Here is a 7,544-nt window from a genome sequence, read left to right on the forward strand (position 1 = left end):
ACCATCCCCAACATCATTACGCACGAGATGTAAGAACCGCAGGGTTCTTGTGACAAGCCGGCCTATGCCGGCTTTTTTTATGGGCGGCGAAACATGTCTGAAAATTATCGTGAGCTAGAGACCCCGGTCATTCCACCACCGGCCCTGCCCAAGCAGCCGGATGCTCCCAGCACCTATGGCGATGAAGAGATCAATTGCCCGGCCCTCAAACAGCGTCTTGAGCAGTTTCAGCTGTGGCTGGCAGCGGCCTTCAACGCCGGTGCCAGTGCCGAAAGCCTGGTGGCGGCGCGCAGCAAATTTATCGATCGGCTATTGCGGCGGCTGTGGTTGTTTTACGGCTTTGATACTATCCCCGAAACGGCGCTGCTGGCCGTCGGCGGCTATGGCCGTGGTGAACTGCACCCGCTGTCTGATATCGACGTACTGGTGCTCAGCCAGACTCGCCTGAACGATGAACAGGCCGCTCGCGTCGGTGAATTCATTACCCTGCTGTGGGATCTCAAGCTGGAAGTCGGCCACAGCGTGCGTACGCTGGAAGAATGCTTGCTGGAAGGCTTGGCGGACCTGACCGTTGCCACCAACCTGATCGAATCTCGCATGATCTGCGGCGACGTCGCCCTGTTCCTGCAAATGCAGAAGCACATTTTCAGCGACGGTTTCTGGCCTTCGCCCAAATTCTTTGACGCCAAACTGATCGAGCAACAGCAACGCCACCAGCGCTATCACGGTACCAGCTATAATCTGGAGCCGGATATCAAGAGCAGCCCCGGCGGCCTGCGTGATATCCATACGCTGCTGTGGGTGGCCCGCCGCCATTTCGGCGCCACCTCGCTCGATGAGATGGTCGGTTTTGGCTTCCTGACCCAGGCCGAACGCAACGAATTGAACGAATGCCAAAGCTTCCTGTGGCGGATTCGTTTTGCCCTGCACCTGGCGCTACCGCGTTATGACAACCGCCTGCTGTTCGATCGTCAGCTCAGCGTAGCCCAGCTGTTACGCTACGAGGGGGAAGGCAATGAACCGGTAGAGCACATGATGAAGGATTTCTATCGCATGACGCGCCGCGTCAGTGAGCTGAACCACATGCTGCTACAGCTGTTTGATGAAGCAATCCTGGCATTGGACGCGACGGAGAAGCCGCGCCCGTTGAACGATGATTTTCAACTGCGTGGCGACCTGATCGATTTGCGCGACGAAACGCTGTTTATTCGCCAGCCCGAAGCCATCATGCGCATGTTCTATCTGATGGTACGCAACCGCGAAATCAAAGGTATCTACTCCACCACCGTGCGCCAGTTGCGCCATGCGCGCCGCCATCTGAAACAGCCACTGTGCAACATTCCCGAGGCCAGAGAGCTGTTTATGGCCATTCTACGACACCCTGGCGCGGTTTCACGGGCGCTAGTGCCAATGCATCGCCACAGCGTGCTGTGGGCCTATATGCCGCAATGGGGCAGCATCGTCGGCCAGATGCAGTTCGACCTGTTCCATGCCTATACCGTCGATGAGCACACCGTTCGCGTGCTGCAAAAGCTGGAAAGCTTCGCCGATGAGGAGACCCGCCCACGCCATCCACTATGCGTGGAGCTTTATCCTCGCCTGCCTCACCCAGAATTGCTGTTGCTGGCAGCACTGTTCCACGATATCGCCAAAGGACGCGGCGGCGATCACTCCATTTTAGGAGCGCAAGACGCCCTGGAGTTTGCTGCATTGCATGGCTTGAACTCACGCGAAGCACAGCTGGTTGCCTGGCTGGTACGCTGCCACCTGCTGATGTCGGTGACCGCGCAACGGCGTGATATTCAGGACCCGACCGTGATCCAGCAGTTCAGCAGCGAAGTACAAAGCGAAACCCGGCTGCGCTACCTGGTTTGCCTGACTGTCGCCGATATCTGTGCCACCAATGAGACCTTGTGGAACAGTTGGAAACAGAGCCTGTTGCGCGAGCTGTACTTCGCCACCGAGAAGCAACTGCGCCGTGGCATGCAGAACAGCCCGGATCTGCGCGAGCGGGTGCGCCACCATCGTTTACAGGCACTGGCACTGTTGCGCATGGATAATATCGATGAAGAGGCGCTGCACCATATCTGGAGCCGCTGCCGCGCCGACTATTTCCTGCGCCACTCGCCGAATCAACTCGCCTGGCACGCCCGCCATCTGCTGGCCCATGATTCGACCAAACCGCTGGTACTGGTCAGCCACCAGGCCACGCGCGGGGGCACCGAGATCTTTATCTGGAGCCCGGATCGCCCTTACCTGTTTGCCGCCGTTGCCGGAGAAATGGATCGGCGCAATCTCAGCGTGCATGACGCCCAGATCTTCACCAACCGCGACGGTATGGCCATGGACACCTTTATCGTGCTGGAGCCGGATGGCAGCCCGCTAGCCCAGGATCGTCATGCCGCGATCCGCCATGCGCTGGAGCAAGCCATTACCCAGCGAGATTATCAACCGCCGCGTGCTCGGCGTCCGTCGTCCAAGCTACGCCATTTCAGCGTGCCGACCGAGGTCAGCTTCCTGCCAACCCACACCGATCGCCGCAGCTATCTGGAGCTGATCGCCCTCGATCAGCCTGGCCTGCTGGCACGCGTGGGTGAAGTTTTCGCCGATCTGGGCCTGTCGCTGCACGGTGCACGTATCTCCACCATCGGCGAACGGGTCGAGGATTTGTTTATTTTGGCCGATGCCGATCGCCGGGCGCTGGATCAGCAAACACGTAGAAAATTAGAACAACGGTTGACAGAGGCACTCAATCCAACCGATAAAATGTGATAAAAGTAACCTTTCGTAAATAAAATCAGGACAGAGAACAGCATGCAGCAATTACAGAACGTTATTGAAAGCGCCTTCGAACGCCGTGCGGATATTACCCCGGCCAACGTAGACACCGTAACGCGTGAAGCGGTAAACCAGGTGATCGCCCTGCTGGACAGCGGCGCCCTGCGCGTTGCCGAGAAGATCGAGGGACAATGGGTTACCCATCAGTGGCTGAAAAAAGCCGTCCTGCTGTCTTTCCGTATCAACGACAACAAGGTAATGGACGGTGCAGAAACCCGCTATTACGACAAAGTGCCGATGAAATTCGCTGACTACGATGAAGCTCGTTTCCAGAAGGAAGGCTTTCGCGTGGTGCCACCGGCAACCGTGCGTCAGGGGGCATTTATCGCTCGTAACACCGTGCTGATGCCTTCTTACGTCAACATCGGTGCCTACGTCGACGAAGGCACCATGGTAGATACCTGGGCCACCGTAGGCTCTTGTGCGCAGATCGGTAAAAACGTTCACCTGTCCGGCGGCGTCGGCATCGGTGGTGTGCTGGAACCGTTGCAGGCCAACCCAACCATCATCGAAGACAACTGCTTTATCGGCGCGCGTTCAGAAGTGGTTGAAGGCGTGATCGTCGAGGAAGGTTCAGTGATCTCGATGGGCGTTTATCTGGGCCAGAGCACCCGTATCTACGATCGTGAAACCGGTGAAGTGCACTATGGTCGTGTGCCTGCAGGCTCCGTGGTCGTGTCCGGCAACCTGCCTTCCAAAGATGGTTCCTACAGCCTGTATTGCGCAGTGATCGTCAAGAAAGTGGACGCCAAGACCCGCGGAAAAGTCGGGATTAATGAGTTATTGCGCACTATCGACTAAGCTTGAACGGCGGGTGCATCACCCGCCATTTTTTTGCCTTCAATACGCGGGCCGTCACAGTCTGTGACGGGCGTTTTCGCCATACTCTCTGGCAGTGGAATATTCCTGATGTATTTCGATTTGCAGCTTACAACACTGCATATTGCACGTTCAGGGGAATATATAGCCCTATGAATTTCAAGCTGCAGCTTGAAAGACGACGGGCTTAGTTGATTAAAAGGTGGCGCTATTATGTATGACAACCTGAAAAGCTTGGGTATCAATCAACCGGAAGATATCGATCGCTATAGCCTGCGTCAGGAGGCCAATAACGACATCCTCAAGATTTACTTCCGCAAAGATAAGGGCGAGTTCTTTGCCAAGAGCGTGAAGTTCAAGTATCCGCGCCAGCGCAAAACCGTGGTGGCAGACAATGCCGGCCAGGGTTACAAAGAGATCCATGAGATCAACCCCAACCTGCGCTACGTGATTGATGAACTGGATCAACTCTGCCAGCGCGATCAGGTGGAAGTGGATCTGAAACGCAAGATCCTCGATGACCTGCAGCATCTGCAAAGCGTGGTCACCAACAAGATTGCCGAGATCGAATCCGATCTGGAAAAGCTGACGCGCGGTAAATAACAGCATCCATCGGCGATAATTTGATCGCCTGTGTGCCAACGGGTTCACATTTTGCCAGTTTTCCGTGTGATAGGGTAAATCGGTAATCGATAGGGTAGTTACTGCTCCGGCAGGCAAAACCTAATTCTTTAACGCTTGCTGGCTGCGGCCTTGAGTGCTTAAGGGATTAGGTTTTTTTTGCTTTATCTTCACCACAGGAGATAGCAGGAATAAAGTCGTGCCTGGCCGCTCGCCACCAGGCACCGAGAGGCTATTTCAACAAGGCGCCCCACTGCTCTACCCACGGGCAGGAAACCACTTCCGGTTCAGGTTGCTCGATCGCATCGATCTCCAGCACTTCACCTACGCGCGTCGCTCCCTGCTCCTGCAGCAAAGCATCAACAGTACGCCCGGCACCGCAGAAATTGTCATAGCTGCTATCGCCCAGAGCAATCAAGCCATAATGCAGCTCTGGCTGATAGCCCACCTGGTCGCGGATCGCCTGGAACAGCGGTGCAATGCTGTCTGGCAGATCACCTTGCCCGGTGGTGGAAGTGACAACCAGTGCATAATGCTGGCGATAAAACTGCCACTCTGCCAGCGTCCCCTCCTCAAACAGTTTGACCTCATGGCCCTGTTGTTGCAGGATATTTTCCGCTTCTTCCGCCACCAACAAAGAATTACCGTAGACCGTTCCTACGAAAATGCCGACCTGAGCCATCGTGGCTGCTCCCTTATTACCTTTAAAAAATGATCAGCTATCCTGACCGTTAGTTGGCACAAACTCAAGTTCTGGCAGCACGTCACGCCAGCCAAACTGTGACATGACACCTTGCCAATCCGCCTCCCAGGGCGCGGAAATATGCAGCGGGTGGCCGCTAACCGGATGAGTAAGCTGAAGATGGCTGGCGTGCAGCATCAGGCGTGAACAACCAAAATGTTCGGCCATTCCACGGTTTTGCCGCAGATCGCCATGAGCGGTATCACCGATAATCGGATGGCGCAGATGCACCATATGACGGCGTAACTGATGCTTACGTCCGGTCTCCGGCTTCAGCTCAACCAAGCTATAGCGCGAGGTGTCATAGCGGCCAATCGCCACTGGCATCTCTACCGTGGCCAACGGCTGATAATGACTCACGGCCGTTTTAGGCCCTTTGTCTGGGTTGGCATGCTTGTCCGCCAGCTTATCCAGCTCTTCCGTCAGCGCATAGTCAACGGTACCGCCCTCTAAAACATAGCCCCGCACTACCGCGTGATAAGTCTTCTGCACCTGATGCAGTTCAAACTGTTGCGACAATGTGCGAGCCACCTCGCTAGACAGTGCCATCAGCAATACGCCGGAAGTTGGGCGATCCAGACGGTGCACGGTAAATACGTGCTGGCCAATCTGGTCGCGCACGGTTTGCATCACAAACTTCGTCTCATGACGATCCAGCCAACTACGATGCACCAGCCAACCTGAGGGTTTGTTAACGGCGATCAGATGTTCGTCCTGGTACAAAACTTTCATAACTTTCCAACTCTCGATGAAGATCACTAACGCATTGAATAATAAACATACGCTACTAATAATTGCCTTTCACGACCATTTCCTGCCGATAAAGGTCATTTTTTAATCGCCAAGTCCCTGATATGCTAGTTATTCGCTACGCTGAAATATAAGATTCATCTTACCTTTCAACACAATGAGTCTTTTTTATCATGGGTCGGGACAATTCTTAGAAAAGTTCAGTCAGATGGCGATGCAGTATAAAACTACCAGCCGGAAGAAGAGAACAAACAAATAGGAAAAGATAATATGAGCGTTAAACGTGAATATTTGTTGCCAGCGATCTGGGTACGTGAACACCTGGTCCAGGTCCCGCTGAATTGGTTCGATAGCAAGGATACCCGCACCATTGAGATCTTTGCCCGTGAGTTGGTTGACCCGTCACGCCGTGATGAACAGCTCCCTTGCCTGCTGTTTTTACAGGGTGGCCCTGGGGGAAAAAGCCCACGCCCTACGGCACGCAGCAGTTGGATAGCCGAAGCCCTGAAAAGTTACCGGGTGATCCTGCTCGATCAGCGTGGTACCGGGCGCAGCACCCGCATTGAAGGTAGGAGTCTGGCCGGGCTAACCGCCCATCAGGCGGCAGATTACCTGGCCTGCTTCCGCGCCGATTCGATCGTCACCGATGCCGAATATCTGCGTAAAAACTGCTTTGGCAATCACCCGTGGAGCACGCTAGGGCAAAGCTACGGTGGTTTTATCACGCTGACCTATCTTTCTCAGGCACCGGAGGGCTTACACTGCTGCTTTATGACCGGCGGCCTGACCAGCCTGCAGCCCGATGCCGATGAAGTCTACGCTCATACCTATCCGCAGGTGGTGGCCAAAAATCGTATTTTCTATCAACGCTACCCACATCTGGAGCCGCTGATCGGCCAGATTGCCGACAAGCTGGAGCAGGAGGAAGTGTTACTGCCCGATGGCGACCGGCTGACCGTACGCCGCCTGCAAAGTCTGGGGATCGATCTTGGCATGAGTGAAGGTTACGAGCGGCTGCTGTGGCTGTTTGACGAAGCCTTTAATCCGGACGGCGATTTCAGTGATACCTTTCTGTCACAGGTGATGGCATTGACCAGCTATGCGGAGAATCCACTGTTTGCCGCGCTGCATGAAAGTATTTACGCGCAAGATAAGGCCACCAACTGGGCCGCCGAGCGGCAGCGAAACAGCTTCGAGGCTTTTGCCGGGGATCGGCGCCCGCTCTACCTGACCGGGGAGATGATCTACCCCTGGATGTTCACCGATATCGCCGCCCTGCGCCCCTTCAATGAACCGGTTAAATTGCTGGCCGAACGCCGGGTGTGGTCACCGCTGTATAACAGCGCTCGCCTGTTAGACAATCAGGTTCCGGTATTCGCCGCCATTTATTTCAGCGATATGTATGTCGATTTGAAGCTCTCGCTGGCGACGGCGCAACAGGTGGGTAATTTGACGCCGTGGATCACCAACGAGTATGAGCATAACGGCTTACGCGTTGGTAATGTTTTTGGTCATTTGCAGACGATGGCGCAGGAAGCAGGCATTTACGCCCCCTCACCCCAACCCTTCCTCGCAAGGATAGCGAGCTGATAGGCCCTGCTCTTTTGGAAGTAAAAAGTAATCTCAGCAAGCGAGAACACCCCTCTTCCAAGGTGAGTCACTACAATTTCAAACACACTCGATCGGTCCCCTTGTATGTTTAAAGGTACTTTAATTACCCCCCCAAAGGTGGGTAGACTTTAACCGAGTAGTACCTGACGCCACAGCCCGATTC

The 7,544-nt window shown here is 54.9% G+C and carries 6 protein-coding genes; 4 read left to right on the forward strand and 2 right to left on the reverse strand.

Annotated features, from left to right (window positions below; genetic code table 11):
* Positions 1 to 93: 93 nt before the first annotated feature.
* From glnD to ACLQ7H_RS15935, 3 genes are all read left to right on the forward strand, one after another.
* Positions 94 to 2,772 (forward strand): bifunctional uridylyltransferase/uridylyl-removing protein GlnD, encoded by a 2,679-nt coding sequence (gene glnD, locus ACLQ7H_RS15925; RefSeq protein WP_411753518.1) that lies wholly within the window; start codon positions 94 to 96, stop codon positions 2,770 to 2,772.
* 42 nt (positions 2,773 to 2,814) lie between these two features.
* Positions 2,815 to 3,639, forward strand: coding sequence for a 2,3,4,5-tetrahydropyridine-2,6-dicarboxylate N-succinyltransferase (gene dapD, locus ACLQ7H_RS15930; protein WP_021179905.1), 825 nt, complete (start codon positions 2,815 to 2,817; stop codon positions 3,637 to 3,639).
* Between the two features lie 231 nt (positions 3,640 to 3,870).
* Positions 3,871 to 4,260, forward strand: coding sequence for a DUF3461 family protein (locus ACLQ7H_RS15935; protein ID WP_411753519.1), 390 nt, complete (start codon positions 3,871 to 3,873; stop codon positions 4,258 to 4,260).
* A 250-nt stretch (positions 4,261 to 4,510) separates the two neighbouring features.
* Here the strand turns inward: ACLQ7H_RS15935 and ACLQ7H_RS15940 are convergent, their stop codons facing one another.
* Together ACLQ7H_RS15940 and truC are read right to left on the reverse strand one after the other, a co-directional pair.
* The gene (locus tag ACLQ7H_RS15940) at positions 4,511 to 4,960 is read right to left on the reverse strand and encodes a flavodoxin (RefSeq protein WP_411753520.1); all 450 of its coding nucleotides are present in this window, start codon (positions 4,958 to 4,960) and stop codon (positions 4,511 to 4,513) included.
* 33 nt (positions 4,961 to 4,993) lie between these two features.
* Positions 4,994 to 5,752: a tRNA pseudouridine(65) synthase TruC gene (gene truC, locus ACLQ7H_RS15945; protein WP_411753521.1), complete on the reverse strand. Its 759-nt coding sequence runs from the start codon at positions 5,750 to 5,752 to the stop codon at positions 4,994 to 4,996.
* A gap of 288 nt (positions 5,753 to 6,040) precedes the next feature.
* On the opposite strand from truC, the gene ACLQ7H_RS15950 reads away from it, so the two are divergent.
* Positions 6,041 to 7,360 carry an alpha/beta fold hydrolase gene (locus tag ACLQ7H_RS15950; RefSeq protein WP_411753522.1) on the forward strand — a complete coding sequence of 440 codons (1,320 nt, stop codon included), beginning with the start codon at positions 6,041 to 6,043 and terminating at the stop codon, positions 7,358 to 7,360.
* Positions 7,361 to 7,544 lie beyond the last annotated feature (184 nt).

Source organism: Serratia sp. (in: enterobacteria) (genome assembly GCF_046715635.1).
Lineage (GTDB): Bacteria > Pseudomonadota > Gammaproteobacteria > Enterobacterales > Enterobacteriaceae > Chania.